This window comes from Desulfitobacterium nosdiversum (assembly GCF_049860565.1).
Lineage (GTDB): Bacteria > Bacillota > Desulfitobacteriia > Desulfitobacteriales > Desulfitobacteriaceae > Desulfitobacterium_A > Desulfitobacterium_A nosdiversum.
In genome coordinates, this window is sequence record NZ_CP172056.1 from 433,672 (window position 1) to 455,437 (window position 21,766).

Annotated in this window: 19 protein-coding genes; 5 read left to right on the forward strand and 14 right to left on the reverse strand. The window is 39.9% G+C overall.

Annotation, left to right across the window (positions count from 1 at the left end; genetic code table 11):
* Positions 1 to 231 precede the first annotated feature (231 nt).
* Positions 232 to 582: a hypothetical protein gene (locus tag ACHOLT_RS02225; protein ID WP_425805505.1), complete on the forward strand. Its 351-nt coding sequence runs from the start codon at positions 232 to 234 to the stop codon at positions 580 to 582.
* Between the two features lie 101 nt (positions 583 to 683).
* Positions 684 to 1,262, forward strand: coding sequence for a class I SAM-dependent methyltransferase (locus tag ACHOLT_RS02230; RefSeq protein ID WP_425805506.1), 579 nt, complete (start codon positions 684 to 686; stop codon positions 1,260 to 1,262).
* A gap of 9 nt (positions 1,263 to 1,271) precedes the next feature.
* Here ACHOLT_RS02230 and ACHOLT_RS02235 read toward each other — a convergent pair whose 3' ends face one another.
* The 4 genes from ACHOLT_RS02235 to nrdR form a co-directional block, all read right to left on the reverse strand.
* Positions 1,272 to 1,799, reverse strand: a complete 528-nt coding sequence (locus tag ACHOLT_RS02235) for a hypothetical protein (protein WP_425805507.1) — start codon at positions 1,797 to 1,799, stop codon at positions 1,272 to 1,274.
* A 197-nt stretch (positions 1,800 to 1,996) separates the two neighbouring features.
* Entirely contained in the window at positions 1,997 to 2,248 is a 252-nt protein-coding gene (locus tag ACHOLT_RS02240) for a hypothetical protein (RefSeq protein ID WP_425805508.1), read from the reverse strand.
* Positions 2,249 to 2,321: 73 nt separating this feature from the next.
* Complete coding sequence (locus ACHOLT_RS02245) at positions 2,322 to 4,805, reverse strand: vitamin B12-dependent ribonucleotide reductase (RefSeq protein WP_425807851.1); 2,484 nt, start codon at positions 4,803 to 4,805, stop codon at positions 2,322 to 2,324.
* Positions 4,806 to 4,943: 138 nt separating this feature from the next.
* Positions 4,944 to 5,411: a transcriptional regulator NrdR gene (nrdR, locus tag ACHOLT_RS02250; RefSeq protein ID WP_425805509.1), complete on the reverse strand. Its 468-nt coding sequence runs from the start codon at positions 5,409 to 5,411 to the stop codon at positions 4,944 to 4,946.
* Positions 5,412 to 5,690: 279 nt separating this feature from the next.
* Here nrdR and ACHOLT_RS02255 point away from each other — a divergent pair, with 279 nt between their 5' ends.
* A complete protein-coding gene (locus tag ACHOLT_RS02255; protein ID WP_425805510.1) occupies positions 5,691 to 5,828 on the forward strand; it encodes a hypothetical protein in 138 nt (45 codons plus the stop codon).
* Between the two features lie 162 nt (positions 5,829 to 5,990).
* On the opposite strand, the gene ACHOLT_RS02260 is transcribed toward ACHOLT_RS02255, so the two are convergent.
* The 6 genes from ACHOLT_RS02260 to nuoE all read right to left on the reverse strand — a co-directional run bounded on the left by ACHOLT_RS02260 (position 5,991) and on the right by nuoE (position 12,803).
* Positions 5,991 to 7,001: an NrtA/SsuA/CpmA family ABC transporter substrate-binding protein gene (locus ACHOLT_RS02260; RefSeq protein WP_425805511.1), complete on the reverse strand. Its 1,011-nt coding sequence runs from the start codon at positions 6,999 to 7,001 to the stop codon at positions 5,991 to 5,993.
* Between the two features lie 16 nt (positions 7,002 to 7,017).
* Positions 7,018 to 7,761: an ABC transporter ATP-binding protein gene (locus tag ACHOLT_RS02265; RefSeq protein WP_425805512.1), complete on the reverse strand. Its 744-nt coding sequence runs from the start codon at positions 7,759 to 7,761 to the stop codon at positions 7,018 to 7,020.
* Between the two features lie 15 nt (positions 7,762 to 7,776).
* Positions 7,777 to 8,577, reverse strand: coding sequence for an ABC transporter permease (locus ACHOLT_RS02270; protein WP_425805513.1), 801 nt, complete (start codon positions 8,575 to 8,577; stop codon positions 7,777 to 7,779).
* Between the two features lie 78 nt (positions 8,578 to 8,655).
* On the reverse strand, positions 8,656 to 10,398 hold the full coding sequence (locus tag ACHOLT_RS02275) for an NADH-dependent [FeFe] hydrogenase, group A6 (RefSeq protein ID WP_425805515.1): 1,743 nt from the start codon (positions 10,396 to 10,398) through the stop codon (positions 8,656 to 8,658).
* Between the two features lie 15 nt (positions 10,399 to 10,413).
* Positions 10,414 to 12,309, reverse strand: a complete 1,896-nt coding sequence (locus tag ACHOLT_RS02280; protein WP_425805516.1) for an NADH-ubiquinone oxidoreductase-F iron-sulfur binding region domain-containing protein — start codon at positions 12,307 to 12,309, stop codon at positions 10,414 to 10,416.
* 14 nt (positions 12,310 to 12,323) lie between these two features.
* Positions 12,324 to 12,803 carry an NADH-quinone oxidoreductase subunit NuoE gene (gene nuoE, locus ACHOLT_RS02285; protein WP_425805518.1) on the reverse strand — a complete coding sequence of 160 codons (480 nt, stop codon included), beginning with the start codon at positions 12,801 to 12,803 and terminating at the stop codon, positions 12,324 to 12,326.
* A gap of 299 nt (positions 12,804 to 13,102) precedes the next feature.
* Between nuoE and ACHOLT_RS02290 the strand changes: the two genes are divergently transcribed.
* Entirely contained in the window at positions 13,103 to 13,846 is a 744-nt protein-coding gene (locus tag ACHOLT_RS02290; protein WP_425805519.1) for a sulfite exporter TauE/SafE family protein, read from the forward strand.
* Positions 13,847 to 13,891: 45 nt separating this feature from the next.
* On the opposite strand, the gene hpsH is transcribed toward ACHOLT_RS02290, so the two are convergent.
* From hpsH to ACHOLT_RS02310, 4 genes are all read right to left on the reverse strand, one after another.
* A complete protein-coding gene (hpsH, locus tag ACHOLT_RS02295; RefSeq protein WP_425805521.1) occupies positions 13,892 to 14,824 on the reverse strand; it encodes a (2S)-3-sulfopropanediol dehydratase activating enzyme in 933 nt (310 codons plus the stop codon).
* A 70-nt stretch (positions 14,825 to 14,894) separates the two neighbouring features.
* Positions 14,895 to 17,372, reverse strand: coding sequence for a (2S)-3-sulfopropanediol dehydratase (gene hpsG, locus ACHOLT_RS02300; protein WP_425805522.1), 2,478 nt, complete (start codon positions 17,370 to 17,372; stop codon positions 14,895 to 14,897).
* Between the two features lie 80 nt (positions 17,373 to 17,452).
* Positions 17,453 to 18,772 carry an MFS transporter gene (locus tag ACHOLT_RS02305; protein ID WP_425805523.1) on the reverse strand — a complete coding sequence of 440 codons (1,320 nt, stop codon included), beginning with the start codon at positions 18,770 to 18,772 and terminating at the stop codon, positions 17,453 to 17,455.
* A gap of 432 nt (positions 18,773 to 19,204) precedes the next feature.
* Positions 19,205 to 20,602, reverse strand: a complete 1,398-nt coding sequence (locus ACHOLT_RS02310) for a sigma-54 interaction domain-containing protein (RefSeq protein WP_425805524.1) — start codon at positions 20,600 to 20,602, stop codon at positions 19,205 to 19,207.
* Positions 20,603 to 20,898: 296 nt separating this feature from the next.
* Between ACHOLT_RS02310 and ACHOLT_RS02315 the strand changes: the two genes are divergently transcribed.
* Entirely contained in the window at positions 20,899 to 21,762 is an 864-nt protein-coding gene (locus ACHOLT_RS02315; protein ID WP_425805526.1) for an amidohydrolase family protein, read from the forward strand.
* The last annotated feature ends 4 nt before the right edge of the window (positions 21,763 to 21,766 follow it).

The window sequence follows — 21,766 nt, forward strand, 5'->3', positions numbered from 1 at the left end:
AGAAATAATCCTCCTTAATGAGAATTTATTCAGCCATGAAGGCCTATTTCTTTGAACATTATTTCCATTATTTTTAATCTAATGCAATTTTTGAAGAAATGGAAAGTACCCTTGGTATTTTAAAATCAGATTGGGTTATTTTGGGGAATTCGGCTTTGCATAATCTAAGAGCAGAAAGAACAATCTATTGCTGTTAAATAAGGGTGATCACTAATTTCTAGGAGGCTTATGATGGACAATCACGAAGTAATTGAACAGACTCTACAGAATTACGAACTCGCTAACGAAGCATTATTAGACATATGGGAGCATTTAGATGCTGAGCTTATTAATGCTATTTTGGAAAAGCAGCAAAATCGTTTAGAGCAAATTTCAGAACGGCTTTATCATGAAGAAAAACTCGATGAGTTTCGTGATACGAGTGATCATAATACAGAAATACTTGAAAATACATTAACCCGTTTTGACTGGGCCAATCAATATCTTTATGAACATTGGGATACGCTACCGAATGACGAGCGTTTGTCTATTATGCAGAAGCAGTGGAACCGCATAGAAGACATGCGTAACAGAAACATATAACCCATAATTTTATGCTTAGAGATATAAGAACCGAGGCATTCGCCTCGGTTTTGTGTACCAGCTATTTGAATTAAACAATCGCTATAAGGAGAAAAAAATCTATGGAATTGTCGCCTCGATTATACCATTGGTTTGTCCGGCCTAAATCTTTTACCCAATTATACATTAACAATCTCCTGCAAATGAGTTTTGATTTCAAGAACAAAGCTGTTTTGGATTTTGGTTGTGGGGTTGGGTCAAGCAGCTCGATATTCGACTCTAACCATTACCTCGGGGTTGATCCTGACTTTCACCGAGTTGCATATGCTAAACGTTTATATCCTACCTATCGGTTTAATGTCTTCGATGGAAAGAATCTTCTTCTTAAACAGAGTTCATTCGATTATATTATCATGGTTGCAGTGCTCCATCATATTCCTTCAGATGGCATAGCAAACTACCTTACGCAATTAAAACGTATTCTAAAACCTTTTGGGCAAATTCTGGTCATTGAACCTTGTTTGGCTAAAAATTTACGACTTAGTAACTCCCTGATGAGGTTTCTTGATAATGGCCCTTATATTCGAGACTCAAAAGGGTACATGGAAATATTTGAAACAAATCAATTTAAAACAACAATTCATAAACAGTATCGAAGATTTTTTTATAACGAAATTTTCTTCTCAGCCCTATTAAATTAGTTTGTTGCTCTAATAATTATCGACTTTTTGTATGATCGGCGATTCTCCTAAATCTCCGGGGGATGGATAGATAATATCAGGGCAAAGATTTATTCCAGCATTACGATAGGCATCAGCCCAGAGCGTTGAGCATAGGCTGTTGTCTCTTGCTTTATAAGGCCATACCCAATGGAACAGATATCTTGATGCTTCCCAGATAATAAGTTTGTAATCATACTTTGCCCCTACTTTATTAACAGCATGCTCTACAATTTTTCTACGCTGGTCATCGGTTAAGCTATTGCACGTAAAAACATCGACTCGACCGGTATAGGTCTCAAGCTTTTGGTAATTGGTTCTTTTAAAAGGCAGAATCTCAACTGCTTCATCAGGACCGACAACGCCTGCTACATGGGTATACGAACTTCCTGTAATTCGTTTAATGACTTTATCAATCCAAGTGTTTCCCTGTATCAAGAGAAGATCCCCCGGTTGAATTTTAGAAGAAATTACATTTGAGTCACTAGGCAAAACTAAATTAGCGTCAAACAAACGCACAATATTTCCTCCTCCAAATACTAACGTCCATTAAAAGATGCCTTCTAAGGCCTTAGTATCTTCGGAAGAACTTAAAGTTATGATTGCGATTTACTAAAAAATATTTTTATCCGCTTAATGAATTTTATATTATTAAAGGCATACCTCTTACATTATGAGGTATGCCTTTATGCTCTGGGGCCAGAATTATCTCAACTTTACTCTTCGTCAATCTCTTGAAGCAACCGCGTTGACTTCATGAGAACATTTCTTAATACTTCTTCTTCTGAAGAGACAGCATTAAGGCTTACCGGTGTCGTTTTTATTTCTGTACGATATTGTCTGGCTGTCTCCAGCAATTCGTTTAATTCGTTGGCATATCCCTCGACCCGATACCATCTTTTTTGTTCATAATCCTCACGGCAAAGGCGATTTAAAGCTTCAACATCATTATAAACATGTCCTAACATAACAAACCTCCATTCAATCTTCTATTGACCATATGCTTCAACATATTTTCAAAGGATTAATATTGTCGTTACCTTAAGAACACTTAGAATAGCCACAGTTTGTGCATACAACGCAGCCACTTTCATGTGTAATAGGTGAGCCGCACTCTGGGCAAGCATTGTCGACCGCCACTCCGGCACGGGCTTTCTTGGTTAACCCGGTTACAGGTTCATCCTTTTTCTTTGGGGATGATGCACCTGCTGAAACTGAGCTTTGAAGTTGTGCTAAAGCTGTCCCAGTCCCATTATCTTCCGTTTTCCCGTTGCCATTTGCTCCGACGTCCATATACTTCCGGATAACACGGGAGATTGCATCAGGACAGGACATAACATTAACCCCTTCACGGCGGATGCAGGCCGGACAACGAATTCCTTTAATTTGTTCAATGATCGCGTCTACAGATAAGCCGGAACGAAGAGCGATCGAAATAAGACGAGCCGTTGCTTCAGACTGGGACGAACAGCCGCCGGCACGTCCGGTATTGGTAAATATCTCACAGATCCCTTTTTCATCGGCGTTTACACTGACATAAAGGTTACCGCAGCCAATCTTGATCTTTTCGGTAACACCCATGGTAATGGAAGGACGAGGACGGGGAACAACGGTATTTGCTTCCGGAACAAACGGTACTTTAGGAGCAATAACTTCAAGTGACAAAGTCTGTTTAGCTGCATCATTCTGAGCATTTCCAGCCTGAGCAGCAGTTGAAGGAGCTTGTCCCGCTGCAGCTTTTTCGGCTTCCATGCTCGCTGCCTTTTCATCCCGGGAATTGCTCGTACCTGCCGAAAGAACTTGTTCCCCACGGCTGCCGTCACGATAAACGGTCAATCCTTTACAATTGAGTTCATAAGCGAGTTCATAAGCTTTTTCGATATCTTCACGCGTAGCAGAATTGGCAAAATTAATCGTTTTGGAAACTGCATTATCCGTATATTTCTGGAATGCAGCTTGAATCTTGATATGCCATTCCGGATCAATTTCCTGAGCGGTAACGAAAACTTCCTGTACCCAATTGGGAACTTCCGAGAAGCCGAGTACTGTCCCTTTGTCCGCAATTTTCTTCATGAGCTCAGGGGAATCAAACCCATATTCTTTGGCATAGCCTTCAAAAATCGGATTAACTTCAATAAAAGGAGTTCCGTCCATGACTGTCTTAGTAAAAGCAACAGCAAAGAGAGGCTCAACCCCGCTTGAAGCACCGCAGATCATGGATATTGTTCCTGTCGGGGCAATTGTCGTAAGGGTTGCATTACGCAGTTTCATGACGCCATCATAGATCGACCCTTTATAGTTCGGGAAAGTTCCCCGCTCTTCAGCTAAGCGCTGAGATTCTAGCCGTGCTTCAGTCTGAATAAAGTTCATCACTTTTTCCGCATATTCCACACCATCTTCGGAGGCATACGAAGTCTGAAGCAAAATGAGCATATCTGCAAAGCCCATGACGCCTAAGCCCACTTTCCGATTCGATTTAACCATTTCGTCGATCATTGGCAACGGATAAACGTTAGCATCAATAACATTGTCCAAAAAATGAATGGCTTTACGCGTTACATATCTCAGCTTTTCCCAATCGATTACGGCTTTGCCATCCTTCTCCGTAACTATAAGTTTTAAGTTTATGGAACCTAAGTTACAGGCTTCATTCGGCAACAAGGGCTGCTCGCCGCAAGGATTGGTTGCTTCGATTTCTCCAATTTGAGGAGTAGGATTATCGCGATTCAGGCGGTCAAGGAAGACAATTCCCGGCTCACCATTTCTCCAAGCATGATCAACAATCGTATGAAAAACCTCTTTTGCGGAAAGGGTTCCTACCGCTTTTTCCGTATGAGGGTCAATCAGCTCATAGTCCCGGCCATCTTTAACCGCTCTCATAAACTCTTCCGTCATTCCAACTGAAATATTGAAATTAGTAATCTCTTTGTTATCTTCTTTACAGGAAATAAACTCAAGAATATCCGGATGATCGACACGGAGTATCCCCATGTTAGCCCCGCGTCGGGTCCCGCCTTGTTTTACCGCTTCAGTAGCTGCGTTAAAAACTTTCATGAAAGAAACGGGTCCGGAAGCAACTCCACCGGTTGAACGTACCGTGCTGTTTTTCGAACGCAGACGGGAGAAACTAAAGCCTGTCCCACCGCCGGACTTGTGGATAATAGCGGCAAACTTAATGGCATCAAAAATCTTCTCCATGCTATCTTCAATCGGAAGAACAAAGCAAGCGCTCAGTTGTCCTAAGTCACGGCCAGCATTCATTAACGTTGGAGAGTTCGGCATAAATTCCAAATTAGCCATCATAGTATAAAACTCTTTTGCTAATTCCTGAACTTCTTTTTTACCTTTTCCATAACGTTCTTCAACTTGGGCAATAACATTGGCCACCCGATAAAACATATCCTCTGGGCTTTCAACGACTTTTCCATTATCCTGTTTAAGATAGCGTTTTTCCAGGATGACTCTGGCATTTGACGTTAATTTGGCTTTAGGCCAGGCCTTTGGAGCAGATTCTTGAAAACTCAACACGATCCCCAACTTTCTTCTCAACTTTATAACTCTTTTAATTTTGAAACAACGAACCAGGTTTTGGGATAGGTCTCTCGGCCTATTTTTTCAAGGCTTAAGGACTAAAAATGGGCATGTAAATGCCCTGCCGTTTTGTTACTCCTTAGTTCCTCGTTTCTCCGCCAATTCATGAAGTTCTTTCAAAAAACGCTGAATATCATTAAACTCACGATAAACTGAAGCAAACCTTATATACGCTACTTCATCAAGCTGAATCAAGGCTTTCATTACCGCTTCTCCGATTTCAGTGCTCAGTACCTCACGCTCATGGCTGTTTTTCAGGTCTTTCTCAATCGAATAGACGACCTCTTCAATCTGCTCTGCTGAAACAGGCCGCTTCTCACAAGCCCTTAAAATCCCGGACATGACTTTTGAGCGAGAAAACTCCATCCGACGTCCATCTTTTTTAACGACAATCAGGGGAGTATCTTCAAATCTTTCAAAAGTTGTAAAGCGACGAGTGCAGCGATCGCATTCCCGCCTTCTTCGAATAGCAGTGCCTTCTTCAACCTGTCGGGATTCAAGGACTCTGGTATCATCATTTCCACAAAAAGGGCAGTGCAATACATCACCCCCACATCTAGTGTCTTGTACATTTTAGCAACACTATATATAGCATGTCAAACATCTATTATAAAAGTTTTAACCCTTGACCATGTTTTTAAGTTCATTTATATCATGCATACTCGCTCAATCAGGCTCGTCCTTATTTTTCCTTTTTTAAGGCAAACTTAGGTTGTTTTTTTTAAAAATAAGTAAAAAATCTACATGGATACTATCTCTTTGCGGAAAAATAACTTTGATTCAAAAAGCAAATGAACGTTTGAAAGGCAGGTTTTAACTATGGAGAAAAAGTTTCCTGATAAAGCGGAAAATCCGAAAACCAAGCCCGTTTATCACAAGCCGGATAAAGTCCCCAGCATGGATTCACGCGATGGCCATGGACTCTCAAAAGATCAGGTTCTTCAAGGGAAGTCTTAAGTTCGTTAATTTTAACTCACATTTTATCCACAGAGTTATCCACATTATCCACAGATTATCCCAAAATTTTAACAGCTTATCCAAACGGTATGCACAGGTTTTGCACCCGCTAACCCTTAAAAAAGAGAGGACTGCGTTTATTTGCAGTCCTCTCTCTTGCTTCTATTCACTTATAAATGATGTATCAATTAAGTCCGTTATTAACTGATCGATATTTACAGACGGTTTAAGGAATCCGTTTTTTTGCAGGAACTGAGCAGATTGCTTAAGTTCATTGATAACCGATGAGTCTATTTTAGTCTTAAAAATAAACTTCGGATAAAGCGCTTGAACGCTTTTTACATCTAAATTGAGCTGTTTGCTTGCTATATTATAAAAATCATTCTTATTTTGCTCAGCCCATTGAATACTTTCTTCATGGGTTTTTATAAAACGCTTAATCAGATTCGGATTATCACGAATAAATTCCGTACGAGCCACTATGAAGGTTTGCCCTGAGATCAAGCCCTCTGCCGTTTGAATTAGAGTTCCCTTGCCTGAGCCTATAACTTTAGAAAGGAGCGGTTCAGGAAGAATAGCCGCATCGATTTGCCCTCCCAAAAGTGCTGTAGCAGCATCCGTAGATTCCATGGGTACAATCTCTACATCCGATACGCTCATATTCTCTTTTGCAAGGGCTTTAATAAGGAGTTCATGGAGCATTGTTCCTTTTTGCAAAGCAATTTTTTTATTCTTTAATCCCTCAATTGATTTAATGTTTGAATTTGTTCGTGCGACAATCCCTATGCCTTTAGGAAATTGGGAATATCCGGCGATGACTTTGATATCGTTGCCATTCGCTTTGGCAAGAAGAGCCGAAACATAATTCATCGAAGTGCTGATATCAATACTTTTAGAAGCTAAGGCTTCAAGCTGAGCCGGACCTGCCGCAATCTCCTGCCACTTAAAATCAATGCCATCCTTTTGAAACTCTTTTTCAAAAAGTTTTTGATCCAAAGCAACGATCGCTGGAACATTGATGGGACGTGTTGAATAAGAGGCATTAATTTGAGTTGCTTTATCCTGATTGACCTGAGAAGAATTTTTTGCAGTTTGAGATCCGCATCCTGCGACCCCCAGCAAAAATAGAAATAGAGCTAATAAATAGACCAAAAATTTGCTTTGCTTCTTCATTTGCACCACTCCTATTTTACAGATTTAAGCACTCCATGATTTGGAGTTTTAACTGTGTTTTATCCTCATGATTTAAGCTAGTTAGCCCGTTGTTCGCTATACTAAACTCTTGAACAATTTTACCCGGCGTAGAAGACATCATAATTACACGTTGACCCAATCGAATAGCCTCTTCAATATCATGGGTTACCATGATCATTGTTGTACCAGTCACTCTCCAGAGCTTTTGCACTTCCTCTTGCAATCTCATCCGCGTTATGGCATCTAACGCAGAAAAAGGTTCATCCAGTAAAAGAATCTCAGGGTTTATGACTAATGCACGGGCGAGCGCTACCCTTTGGGCCATACCTCCAGATAATTCACGAGGATACGCCTTTGAAAAATCAACGAGTCCAATCAACTCCAGACAATTTTGGATACGCTTTTTTCGATCTATCGTTGAAATGCCCTTACTTAGACCTATAGCAATATTATCCTCTACTGTGAGCCAAGGAAAGAGCCGTGGTTCTTGAAATACTATCGCACGCTGTTGACTCGGTCCTTTGACTTCAACGCCGCGGATAGATACTCTTCCTTCTGTTTGATTTTCTAGTCCCGCAAGAATCCGCAATAACGTTGTTTTTCCACACCCGCTTGGACCTAATAAACAAATAAACTCGCCTTGATTAACATTGAAGTTTATCCCTGCAAGCACTTTAATCTGTACTCGTGGTGATTCATAACTCTTTGTTAATCCTCTTATTTCCAGCAATCTGTTCATATCTTCCTCTCATCCTTAAATCTCGGACCAAGGCAACAGAAACTTCTCTAAATACCTTAATCCTAGATCGAGGATTATGCCCGCAATACCGATGACAAAAATAGAAACAAAGATTTGTTCCGGTTGTGCTAAATCTCTGCCCTCCATAAGCAAGTATCCAATGCCTTGTGAAGATGCAATGATTTCAGCAGCAACGAGTGCCTTCCAGCAATTGCTTAACCCTAATCGAATACCGACAAATATGAAGGGTGCGGCTGATGGAAGATAAACCTTATAAATAGAAGCTATCATACTCAGCCGATAAGCATAGGAAACCTCTTTTAATTTTGGATCAACCGCTTGAATACCATGCAGGGTATTCAAAAATACTGGAAAAAAAGACGCGTAAACAATGAGTGCAATTTTAGAACTCTCGCCAATTCCCAGCCATAAAATGAAGATTGGAATCCAGGCTATTGCAGGAATCTGCTGAAGAAACGTTAATGTGGGAGTAATAAATTTCTGTATTGGAAAAAAGAATCCCAAGCTTACACCCAAGGGAATTGCCATGCAAATGGTTATCGAAAGTCCTATTCCTAATCTTATTAAGCTTATTAATAGATGTTTTATAACAGAACCGCCCGTTAAGAGCTCAATGAACGTTCGGAAAATCTTCGACGGTGAGGGTAAGAGGTAATTATTAAGGAATCCGATAGAGCTTAGATATTGCCACATCAAGATGAAAAGAACAGGAATCATTATCCCCTGAGCAAATCTCAGGAAACTCTTTTGATACTGTTCTCCAAAAATTGATCGTTTATCATTTCCGTCTTTCATTAAAGCTCCACCTGATTACTTATAATTAAAGGGACCCTATGGTCCCCTTAATTCATTATACTATATAAAAATAGCATCTTATAACTTTTTACGGGCTGTATAGCTTGTATGCAGTAATTCGTGGGCCTTTTCGCCATAGGGTTTGCCCAGAAATTCATCGTACAAAGCGAGTATTTCCTTATTTTCATGGGACTTGCGGATCGGCTTATCCCGATCTTCTTTATATAAACCCTCTGCTCTTGCTTTAAGAATCTCAATATTTCCATGGTGATAAGGCTGTCCGCCTCCGCCAATGCACCCTCCGGGGCAGGCCATAATTTCAATGGCATCCAGCTGGCATTCTCCAGCTCTGATACCTTCAAGGATCGTGCGGGCATTACCTAACCCATGAGCAACCCCGATTTTCAGAGTACGCCCATTGATCGTGACTTTTGCAGATTTAACTCCTTCCATTCCGCGTAAACTTTCAAATTCAACATTTTCCAGAGTAGATCCGGTCAGCCATTCATACGCCGTTCTCAAAGCAGCTTCGATAACACCGCCGGTTGTTCCGAAAATAACGGATGCTCCGCTCGATTCACCCAATGGCCGGTCGAAGTCCTCATCTTTTAAAGATTTAAAATCAATTCCCGCTTCATGAATCATTCTTCCGAGCTCACGTGTGGTTATGACAATATCCACATCCGGTATTTCCGGTTTAATCGCTAATTCCGGACGGGCGGCTTCATATTTTTTGGCGACACAGGGCATAACCGATACCACAACCATATCTTTTGGATCAATTCCCATCTTACCTGCTAAATACGTTTTAGCGATAACCCCAAACATTTCATGAGGAGATTTGCAGCTGGAGGGAATATCCAACAGATCAGGAAACTGATGCTCAAAGAATTTAACCCAACCCGGACAGCAGCTTGTCAGAATCGGAAGAGTCTCCTCATGTTTCAAGCGATGAGCCAATTCAGAGGCCTCTTCCATAATCGTTAAATCCGCCGCGAAATCCGTATCGAAAACTTTATCAAAGCCTAATCTTCTTAAGGCTGCAACCATTTTCCCCGTAACAACCGTACCGGGTTCTTCACCAAATAATTCTCCTAAAGCGACGCGGACTGCAGGAGCGGTTTGAACAATAACTGTTTTCTTCGGATTATTAAGTTCACGCCACACCTTTCCGACATGATCGACTTCAGTTAAAGCCCCGGTAGGACAAACGGCCAAGCATTGCCCGCAGAAAGTGCAGGCTGTATCAATTAAAGATCGGCCAAAAGCAGGCTGAACGACCGTATGGAAACCGCGGCCTGATCCGGAGTAAACTCCAACCGTTTGCACTTCAGTACACATCGTTTCACAGCGGCGGCACATAATACATTTATTGGGATCTCTGACGATGGAGTAACTTGAAGTATCTTTGGGATGGTTTGTTTCCTCTCCTTCAAAAGGAATCCCTCTTACCCCTAATTCAGCTGCAAGTTTTTGAAGTTCACAATCTAAGTTTTTAGCACAAGTAAGACACGATTTCGGATGATCCGATAAAAGGAGTTCAACCATTGTACGGCGAGCCTCAATTGCCCGGTGAGTTTCCGTTTTTACAACCATTCCTTCAGCAACGGGAGTGGAGCAGGAAGGAGCTAAGTTTCGTCTTCCTTCAACTTCGACCATACAAACACGGCAAGAGGCGATATGATTATTCATTTTCATCTCATGAAGATTAAGGTAACAAAGGGTCGGAATATTTATATTAACAGAACTGGCTGCTTCTAAGATCGTAGTCCCTTCTGGTACAGTAACAGCCATACCATTAATCGTTAGATTTATTGCCATCTTTCTATCCCTCCATTACTTCTTAATCACCGCATTAAAGCGACAATTGCTGAAACAAATTCCACATTTAATACAGCGTTGCTGGTCAATAACATGTTTACTGCGCGGTGAACCTGTAATACATTGTTGAGGGCAGTTTCGAGCGCAAAGTGTACATCCGCTGCAATCATCCGTTATTTCATACTGGAGTAAATGAGTACACGCTCCTGCCGGGCATTTTTTATCGACAACATGAGCAATATATTCATCCCGGAAATATTTGAGCGTGGAGAGCACAGGATTCGGAGCACTCTGTCCTAATCCGCACAACGCTGTATCTTTAATGATCGTTGCCAGATGTTCAAGTTTATCTAAATCCTCTAATGTCCCTTTACCCTCTGTAATCTTGGTCAATATTTCATGCAAGCGCTTGGTCCCAATACGACAAGCTGTGCAGCGGCCGCATGACTCATCGACCGTGAACTCTAAGAAGAACTTAGCAATGTTCACCATACAATTATCTTCATCCATTACAATAAGTCCGCCGGAACCCATCATTGAGCCAATTGAAGATAAGGACTCATAATCAATAGGAATATCTAAATATTGCGCAGGAATACAGCCTCCTGATGGTCCCCCTGTTTGAGCCGCTTTAAATTCTTTATGATTTTTGATTCCGCCACCGATATGATAAAGAATTTCTCTGAGCGTTGTCCCCATTGGAACTTCAACAAGACCTACATTATTCACTTTACCTGCTAAGGCAAAAACCTTTGTTCCTTTGCTCTTTTCAGTTCCAATACCCGCGAACCAGTCCGCTCCTTTAAGAATAATGGGCGGTATATTGGCAAATGTTTCAACATTATTAACACTTGTCGGTTTACCCCATAATCCGCTGACAGCCGGGAAAGGAGGCTTAACTGTAGGCTCGCCGCGCTTTCCTTCGATGGAATGGATTAAGGCTGTTTCTTCACCGCAGACAAAAGCACCCGCACCATATTTCAGCTCAATATCAAACGAGAAACCGCTTCCCAGAATATCCTCACCTAATAATCCACATTCTCTTGCTTGTCCGATTGCAATCTGCAAACGTTTGATCGCCAGAGGATATTCAGCCCGAATATAAACATAACCCTTAGAAGCACCAATCGTATAGCCTGCAATGGCCATGGCTTCAAGGACACTATGCGGATCACCCTCGAGGATCGATCGGTCCATAAATGCCCCTGGGTCACCTTCATCGGCATTACAGATAATATACTTCTGATCAGATTGGCTTTTACGGGTAAGCTCCCATTTAACGCCGGTTGGGAATCCGCCGCCTCCGCGTCCGCGCAGCCCAGATCTTTTAAGAGTATCGATCACCTGCTCAGGGCTATACGCGTTGAGAATTTTACCGAGGGCCTGATAACCGTCAACAGCAATACATTCACGAATATCTTCCGGTGCGATAAAACCGCAGTTTCTAAGGGCAATCCGTTCTTGAAGGCTATAAAACGGCAAGTCTGCTTTAAGCTTTTTCTGGCTTGATGGATCTTCAAAAAGCAAGCGTTCTACAACTTCTCCATGGATAAGATGCGAATCAATGATCTCTTTAACATCTTTTACACTCACTCTTGTATAAAAAACATTGTCCGGAAAAACTTTGACAATCGGTCCCTGTTCACAAAAGCCAAAGCAACCTGAAGCAATAACTTTAATTTGATCCGCCAAGCCTCGACTTTCGAGTTCCGATTGAAAAAGCTGAACAATTACTTCACTCTCGGAGGAATGACAGCCTGTTCCGCCGCAGCAGCAGACATGTATTTTATGCGGGTCATCTATAAATTTGCTTAAATCGTCTTCCGTCCCTGTACTTTCTCTGACTTGTACTAATGGCCAAAATTTATTCTTTAATGTTATGAGTTCATCTAAGCTTTTAATTTTTTCCATTACATTTCACTCCTTTAGCTGTAGCTGGCAAGGATCCCTTTAATTTGTTCTGGTTTTAAACGGCCGTATACTTTTCCGTCGACGATCATTACCGGTGCCAAACCACATGCCCCAACACAACGAAGAGCATCAAGTGTGAAATTATTATCTTTCGTTGTCTCACCTGGCTTTAATCCTAACTGCCTATCCAGCTCACTAAGAAGTCTTTCCGCGCCTCTAACGTAACACGCTGTTCCAGTACAAACATTAATGACATGCTTACCGCGAGGTTTAGTCGTGAAAAATGAATAAAAGCTTACAACCCCTGATACTTCTGAAGATGGAATGTTAAGTTTGTCCGCAATTCGTAACTGTAGATCTTCGGGTAAATAACCAAACAATTCTTGAGCCTTATGAAGCACCGCAATAAGATTTCCCCTCTTATCAGGGAGATGTTCTATAAATTGATCTAATTCATAAAATTTATCCTCTAAAACCAAATTCTCACAAGACATATTTTCCACCCTCTCATAGTTTAAAATTTTGGGAAACTTGCTTAAGATTGTGCTTGCTATTTCATTCACAATTATATATAGCGCTATTCATTTTGTCTATAGCTTAGAAATACTGCGAAATAATCTTTATTTTCTCTAAATATAGACTTTTGAAAACTGAGTATAATCAATAACTATTATGAGTTTATTCAAAAAATAGCATTCTTCCATTTAACTTCGTACTTCACTTAATCAGTAATTATTATTATATTATTTATTCTTCTAATTTCCTTTAAATAAAAACAAGGGGTATAATGAATATGGATTTAATAGAGACAGGGGCCCTTCTAATGAATACACTTGCTTTAACTGCAATCGTCTTCGTTGCTTCAACTTTGCAAGCCGCTACTGGATTCGGATTCGCCATTATGGCCACACCGTTCCTTCTTCTATTATTTGATGCCCATAATGCAATTCAATTAAATATCATCCTTTCTCTCATTATTTCTCTGATCATGGTATATAATGTTCGCCATGAAATCGATTTGAAAATCCTGAGCCATTTAATCAAGGGCGGGTTAATCGGAGTTATCCCCGGACTCTTAGTATTTACCTTCCTTGACATCCGGCCTTTAAAAATATTGGTAAGTATACTTATTCTTATTTCAACGGGTCTACTCATTGCTAAAATTAAATTAAAACAAAGCAATCTAAAAGAACTAGTTACCGGAATGTTTTCCGGTTCACTGACAACAAGTATAGGCATGCCTGGACCGCCATTGATGATTTATTTTGCAGGTGCAGAAGTCGATAAGGCAACGATCCGCGCTACAACACTTGCCTATTTTATATTTGTTAGTTTAATTACATTCTTGCTTCAATTTATCGTGTATCATAGCTCCTCTATCCTTTGGAAATCCACCTTATGGTCTATACCTTTCGTTATCCTCGGGATATTGTTAGGGCAATGGTTATATGCACGACTGAATCAGCGCTTTTTACAAAGGATAATTTATTTACTCTTACTGACGACAGGTCTGTACCTTTTGTTTACAACAATATAAAAAAGTCCGCACCTTCAATTGAAGGTGCGGACTTTTTTATATATCTTAATTAATAGAATTTGCAATTTCTTTTAGTTTTTTAAACCTTTCCTCATCAAGTTGTACTCCCATTAGAGAATATTCCCTACCTAAATAATAATATTTCTGTTGGCCTAATCGATGATAAGGTAAAATTTCATACTTAACATTAGGCTTATCCCTGATAAAGCGAATAATTGCTTGGACATCTTCTTCAGAATCATTGAAACCCGGAATAATCGGTGTTCTAACAAGTTTGGGAAGATTAGGAAACTCTATACAAAGTTTATTAAAATTATTTAATATAAGCTCATTTGAAACACCCGTAAAGTTTTTGTGTTTATCGGAATCTATGCATTTTATATCCCAAATAACTGAGTTTAGATGTTGACATACTTTTTCGACGCTTGACCAATCCGCATAACCACATGTTTCGATCGTTGTTTTTATCCTTCTTCGTCTCGCTTCCTCTAGCGTTGCCGCAACAAAATCGGCTTGCATTAAAGGTTCGCCCCCACTAAAGGTTAATCCGCCACCTGAACGAGCATAAAAAATACTATCTTTTTCTACTTCTTTTAATACATCATCAACACTCGTAGGTTTTCCGAACACTTCCAAAGCTTTTGACGGGCAAACCTCTGCACAGAGTAAACACTCCTTACAAACTTCCCGGTTGATTTCTGTTTTTAGATTCTCATTAGAAGAATCTATTTTAACAGCTCCATAGGGACATACTTCCGCGCATTTAAAACATGCCTTGGTTCCAATACACTTATTGGAGTTATATCCCAATTGCGGGTATCGTTCTTGTGATTCGGGATTACTACACCACTCACATCTTAACGGACAGCCCTTTACAAAAACAATGGTTCGAATACCCGGACCGTCGTGTACAGAATAGTGTTGAATATTAAACACTAATCCAAGCTTATTTTTATCAAAAACAATCGTCTTTCCCATTAAGGCCCCTCCTCATCATGAAGGATGTAAGTCCTGCTGAATAGCAGGACTTACACAGATTAGTAACGATTTAGATTGTACTATGTTCTGTTCTGGCAATAATGTCATCTTGAAGATCTGGGGACAGTTCAACAAAATAGGCACTATAACCGGCAACCCGTACAATCAGCCCACGATATTTGTCAGGGTCTTTTTTAGCGGCAATCAAAGTTTCTTTGTTGATAATATTAAATTGGATATGCCATAATTTTAAATCACACCATGTTCTGATAAAAGATACTAATTTCTCAGTTCCTTCTTCACCCGCTACACAAGAAGGACTTAATTTTAGATTTAATAAACGAGCAGCCCGTTCTCTATAATTATAGTTTTTCGAGTTAAAGTTTGACAAAAGGACAGCCGTGGGACCTTTGACGTCTGCGCCATGAGATGCCGAAGATCCGTCTGCAAGAGGTGTCCAGGCTTTTCGACCGTTCGGAGTTGCACTGACAACCTTACCAAAAGGAACGTGTGAAGTGAAAGGTACCAATCTAAGATCCAGATGAACTCCTAATTCTTTCGAATACTTCTTTGTAAATTCCAAGGCTTCTCTATCGATATCTTTGGCAATCGAATCTGGATACATATCGTTATTCCCATATTTCGGTGCATTGAGGACCATTTCGCGGATTGCTTCATAGCCTTCAAAGTTATTTTTAACCGCTATAATCACTTCAGCCATTGTCAATTTTTTTTCTTCAAAGACTAATTTTTTAATAGCCGCTAAGGAGTCAACAACAGTTCCGTATCCAATCAATTCAAAGTAACCTAAGTCAATACCACCCTCAATAACTGGTGTATGCAAATCTTTGTATGTCTCCATACAAAGGTCATGCATAGATGAACCTAGTGGTGTTGCAAAGTGTTTTGGCCGTAAATTGATAATAATTTGCTGTTGGATAAAAGCATGTTTAAGGAAGTTTGTTTGTTGAGCGAGATAAGCTTGCCAGAATTCCTCCCAAGTTTTAAATTTCGTCGGATCTCCAGTTTGGAGTCCAAGCTGCTCATCCCCGTATTTTAGCATTTTTCCGTTATAGAGCGTCATTTCAACAGCTGCGGCAAAATTGATATAAGGATTACCGCTGGTGTAGGTATCTCTGTTCGGCATTCTGCACTCGGAACAACCTGATACTGCATAATCATAGGCTTCCTCGAATTGAGCGCCCTTGGAAAGTAAGAGCGGAACAACTTCTTCGTCATTGATCAGTTTTGGGAAACCCGTTCCTTCCTTAATCGTTTCTGCCACTTCATAAAGATACCGTTCTGGAGAACGAGCATGGATTCGGGCTGCAAGGTCAGGATAGTTAAGAGGAAATTCCTGTTTTGATTTTAAGAATAAATAGGTAAGTTCATTGGTTGCATCATCTCCGGTCGGAGTTTGACCACCGACAGTTACCGCTTCCCAGTGTGCATATCCTTCATTGAAAGCCCCACCTGTTGGAGATAAGTACAAGTCAATAAATTGAGCCATTGCTACCCACATGCATTCAAGCAGCTCAATTGTTTCTTTATCTGTAATCTTACCTTCATCATGATCTTTTTTATAATAAGAATATAAATATTGGTCCATTCTCCCGTTAGAAATAATAGTACCCGTCTTTTGCTCAATTCTTGAAAACATCTGAGTAAACCATTGAGACTGCATAGCCTCGCGAAAATCCCGTGCTGGATTTTCCGGTACCCATTCACATCGCACCGCAATTTCTTGTAATTCCTTTTTCCTATTCGGATCGTTTTCCTTCTTCGCCATCTCGGCTGCTAATTTGGCATGCCTCTTCGCCCATAAGACAATAGCATCGCAGGTTATCATGATTGCTTCAAGGAAAGGCTTCTTTTCCATATTATCCACAGGACTCATGGGATCAAGCATTGCCAGTTTTTGTTGTGCCTCTTCTTTAATTCCTTTAAATCCTCTTTTAAGGATTTTTTCATAATCATGGACCCATTGAATAGAAGAGCGGAAAGATGCGGTTTCATTTACAATAAATCTTGAACTCAAAAGATTTTTAGGGTCATACGTTAATTTTAACGTATCTTCAGGCAGAGCCTTTGCTAACTCTTCATGGAATGTTTTTCCTTTCCAATACGGAGCAACATCATTGATAATAATTTTTGCATCCTCCGGATCAATATTAAACGGAGACTCTACGCGTTTAGGCAGCTCCTCGATTGCCAGGCCTAAGAAATCGCCGTCAAGTTCAGGAAAAATAATCCCATAACGGCCTTGAACCCCAGCTCTACCCACGAGAAGCTGATGATCATCAATATAGACCGTAATATTCTCAGCCGTATGTTTTAAAGCTTTTGCCCATCTTAACACCAAAGGTTGACCTTCAGTTTCCTTAAAGGACTCCGTAAAATATCTAGCTCTTTCCACGTCAATTTTAGGGCGGAGATTTTGAAAACTTTGGAGGATTGTAAAAACCCTCTCACGTCCTTTAAAGCTTTTTTTCGCCACTTGTTCGTCTTGGAGTCTTTGCTCCTGAGGTGATAAACAACACGTTGTCATGATCTTTTCTCCTTTCAAGTTGCGAAGTAATAATTTTTATCTAATTCACTTAAAAAATCAGTGTATATAGTCATTAAAATTTATGATGCTTTCTTCATGTTAGCCTGGGCGGATTCCAAGGCATGCTCGCTTTTATGAGTTCCAATCCACCAAGCTGAAAGTGCACTAACAGCTGCTGAAAACAGAACATAGTCACAGAGATAATTTGCACTCCCATTACCCACTTTGAGCAAGGCTGTAGCAACAATAGGTGTAATCCCACTTGCAAATATTCCTGAAAATTGATAAACGAAGGAAACACCCGTATAACGTACTTTTGCATCAAAGAGTTCGGAGAATAAAGCCGCTTCAGGCCCATATACGGCTGCATAGAAAATTCCTAAAGGAATAATAACTGCTAACCAAATGATCAAACTGCTTCCGCCATTTTTCATAAAATAAAACGACGGAAAAGCTGAGGCACCACAAATTATACTCGCAATCGCATAAACCTTTGTTCTGCCCAAGCGGTCAGAAAGGTAACCAAAAGCCGGTATGAAAAAGCACATCACAATAGCCGCAAGTGTTACCCCTAACAAAGCCTCAGAGCGATCAATTTTAACGGATTGCGTTAGATAAGTAATTGAGAACACACCAAATACATTGAAAAATACACCATCAATATATCTTGCACCCATTCCAGCAATAATGTTGCCTGTATGATTACGCCACATTTCAAGAAACGGGGTTTTGACCACACCTTGCTCCTGTTTTATTTGTTGGAATTCAGGTGTATCGACTAAATTATTACGAATCCAGGTTCCAGCGACCACTAATATAATGCTGAGTGCGAATGCAATTCTCCAGCCATAGGCCATAAATTGCTCATTGTTCAAAAATAATGATAAGAGACCGACAACGCCGGAGGATATGCATAATCCAATAGAAAGACCGATTTGCGGAAAACTTGCAAAGAAACCACGCAATTTTGGCGGTGCATATTCATAAACCATAAGCACCGATCCGCCCCATTCTCCGCCTAAACCTAATCCTTGGACAACACGCAGAGTTAACAGAATTATTGGCGCCCAAATTCCAATCTGGTTGTAAGTTGGGATTAAGGCTACCCCCACTGTCGAACACCCCATAATCATCATCGTCATAACGAGCATTTTTTTACGTCCCAGTTTATCCCCAAAATGCCCGAAGACAATGCCGCCTATAGGGCGCGTGAGAAAACCAACCGCAAAGGTTACATAGGCAAGCAATGTTGAAATCGTTGGATCACCGGTCGGAAAATAGAGTTTATTAAAAACAATACCTGCGACGACTCCATATAAGAAGAAATCGTACCATTCGATCGTTGCGCCAATAAGACTTGAAATAACTACTTTTTTAATGCGGGGATCATAGTTGCTCATTTATTAGGCCTCCATCTCTTTACTTGTCCCTGCGATATCATGAACACAAATAAATACATCTATTATCGTAAATGATCACTAAAAGTAAATGAGTTGAACTGAGACTTAACGATTAACCAGCTTACTATGAATGAGAATGAATTCCTGGATTTTTTATTGCGTTTACTCCCCCTTATAATCATTCTTTTCAAGTTTGGTATAAAAGGTATACATACCCCCTTATTATTTATTTGCGCTCTAAAGTTTCTTATAGCAAAAGACGTGCCAGCCCTACGATATAAGAAAATACAATGCTAATCCTAAATGATCCCTTAAATCCGTGCATTTTTGCAACGCTAACTAAATTGCATTTATCGTTCTTGTGCGCACTATTTCAAATAGAAAAACGAGTGTTGGAATAACGCAACACCCGTTTCTAAATTGCAACATAGTTTATAAAAGAGCATATTTTTTAGCTTTTCTAAAAATAGTCGTCCGGTCTACCTTAAATATTTTTGCAACTTTTATAATTGATCCATGCTGATCTAATGCCTTTTTCAATAAATTTTTTTCGTAATCCTCAACAAGTTCATTTAAAGATTTATTGTTTGCCGTATTAATCCTGGATTCATCGGATTCTATTGAGTCAAGAAGTATATATGGAGGTAAATCTGAGACATCAAGTATCTCATTTTCATGCGTCAACACAAAGCTTTGAATAAAATTATCCATTTCCCGGACATTACCTGGCCATTTATAGTTTAGCAACGCCTTTTCCAAATTCTCTGTAAAGGATACATTCTTGCGGTATTTAGCATTATATTTGTCCAAAAAACACCGAGTCATTTCTACAATATCTTTTTCCCTCTCCCTTAAAGGAGGAATCTCAAGAACAGCAACACGCAGACGATAATACAAGTCACTTCTAAAGTTGCCTTTTTTCACTTCATCCTCTAAATTACGATTGGTTGCAGCTATAAACCGAATATCCACTTTTTTAACTTTTGTTGATCCCACGTGAATTAATTCCTGATCTTGCAGAACGCGAAGTAATTTTACCTGCATCCGCAAGGGGAGTTCACCTATTTCATCTAAAAATAAGGTACCTTTATCTGCCATCTCCAGCAAACCAACCTTACCTTTGCTATTGGCCCCTGAGAATGCACCAGACTCATATCCGAACAATTCCGATTCAATCAGATTTTCAGGTATGCTTGAACAATCTATTTTTAAAAATATTTCATTATGTCTTAGGCTGTATTCATGGATTTTTCTCGAAAGGACATCCTTGCCTACGCCAGTTTCACCCAAAAGTAAAACTGTCGCATCTGTTTTGGCTACTTTCTCCAATATCTTCATCAGATTAACCATGTTTTCACTTTTAAAGACCATCGCAGAATTATGTGATTCTACCTTACTGCGTTTCTGAACTTCAAGACATTTTTCAATAATATTCTGCTGATCCGCAATTTGTTCTTTCAGTTGACACATTAAACTGATATCCCTTACAAACGTTAAAACAAATGCAACATTGCCTGATTCATCAAAAATTGGATAACCGTTTAATAAAACCTTCTTTCCGGCTTTTGTTAATTGGACTGAAGTTCTATGCTGCCCTGTCTGAACAATTTCCGGGTTTAAGCAGACGTCAAAACTCCCATCTTTTATTAAATCCGTTACCAGCTTCCCCATGATTTCTTTCTTTTTTAATCCCGTAAGTTCTTCGTACTTGCAATTAACTGCGAGCGTTTTCCCCTCAGCATCTGATAAATAAATCCCATCATAAAGCACTTCTAAAATCTGCTCATGTAGGTTATTAATGTATTGATTATTCCAAAAGTTTTTCGCCACTATTGATTACACCTCGAATTTACTGAACGTTGCATAATGACAACACGTTGCAGGAACGCAACGCTATGCAAAGTTCTTATAAACTCTTTCACATAATGCAGTATTTAGTGCTCAGATGAATTCATTTTAAGTTGCGTTTCTACAACAACATTAACATAATCTCAGAGGGAAAATCAACGACTTTCCCATTTTCCAAGGTTGGTATAGCTCTTGCATATAAATTTAAGTGTTATTTGATTTGGCAGAATTATGCGCTCGGTTCTGTCATTTCAGCAATCAGTATTAGGAGGGTCTTCATGAACATCATTGATTTTAGATTCAGACCAAATACAGCAGAAACTTTATCAGGAATAGCCAATAACCAGGCCTTCAAAGGGCTTTGCTCAGCTATCGATTTTAACAAGATGAAACCTCAAACGATTGAAGAAGTAGCTCAAGACCTTGATACATATAATGTGGTCAAAGCGGTTATTACGGGTCGTGATTGCGAAACAACCTATGATTCTAAATCCAATAATCCCAGCGTTATTGAATTTGTAAAAGCATTTCCCAAGAAGTTTATTGGTTTTGCTGGACTTGATCCCCATAAAGGGATGCGCGCAATAGATGAATTAAAAAAAGCCGTTAACGAGCAAGGACTTTCCGGAGCAGCCATTGATCCCTATCTTGCACAAATCTATGTAAACGATGCAAAATATTACCCTATTTATTCGAAATGCTGTGAATTAAATATTCCGTTAGTAATTACTACGGGGCCGGCAAGCCTAGTTCCAAATGCAGTTATTGATCATGTTGCTCCTCGATATATTGATTTTGTCGCACGTGATTTCCCGGAACTGAAAATTATTGTCAGTCATGGTGGATATCCATGGGTCAATGAGATGATCATTGTTGCTCAGCGTAATCCTAATGTCTACATTGAATTGTCGGAATACGAATTCTTCCCGCAAGCAGAAACTTATATTCAAGCAGCCAACACAATTATCAGCGATAAAGTCATGTTTGCAAGTGCTCATCCTTTTGTAGACTTCAGAGACTCCTTAAAGAACTACGAAAAATTATCATTTAAGCCCGAAGTTCGTGAAAAGGTTATGTTTAAAAATGCCGCTAGGGTCTTAAACTTACTCGACCTTGCTCCTTCTACCCCGGTGAAGGGTTAATATT